Genomic DNA, 675 nt, shown 5'->3' on the forward strand with positions numbered 1-675 from the left:
CTGATCGGCGACCCGGCCCTGGTCGCCGCCGTCGCGTCGGCGCACCGCGCCGAAGCCTTCGCGGCCTGCTCGGAGCTGGTGGACCGGATCAAGGAAGAGGTGCCGGTCTGGAAGGAACAGCACTTCGCCGACGGCAGCACCGAATGGGTCGGCGTCGGCCAGTAGCGATACGCTGGAGGGCATGACTGAGCAACTTGCGGTGGCCGTGCTGGGCGCCGGCGGACGGATGGGCAGCGAGGCCGTCGCGGCCATCCAGAGCGCCCCTGACCTGGACCTGGTGGCCGCGCTGAAGCGTGGCGACGCGCTGGAAGAGCTGGTGGCCGCGGGGACGCAGGTCGTGGTCGACCTGACCACCCCGGACAACACCGAGGCCAACGTCCGCTTCGCCGTCGAGCACGGCATGCACGCGGTGGTCGGCACCACCGGCTGGGACCAGGCCAGGCGCGACTCGCTGGCGGAACTGCTGGAACAGCATCCCGGAACGGGCGTGCTGATCGCCCCCAACTTCGCGCTCGGTTCCGTGCTGGCCTCGGCCTTCGCCGCCACCGCCGCCAAGTACTTCGAATCGGTGGAGATCATCGAACTGCACCACCCGGACAAGGTGGACGCGCCCTCCGGCACCGCGGTCCGCACGGCGCAGCTGGTGGCCGCCGCCCGCATGGACGCCGGCGTTCC

2 protein-coding genes are annotated in these 675 nt (G+C 71.4%); both read left to right on the forward strand.

The annotated features are described in order from the left end of the window. Positions 1-165 (forward strand): molybdenum cofactor biosynthesis protein MoaE (locus AC5RUJ_RS17820; RefSeq protein WP_494156460.1); only part of this gene is annotated, 165 nt, incomplete at its 5' end. Positions 166-181: 16 nt separating this feature from the next. Continuing rightward, positions 182-675 (forward strand): 4-hydroxy-tetrahydrodipicolinate reductase (locus AC5RUJ_RS17825; RefSeq protein ID WP_494156459.1); only part of this gene is annotated, 494 nt, incomplete at its 3' end.

The sequence above is a fragment of the Arthrobacter sp. Y3223164 genome (assembly GCF_059091005.1).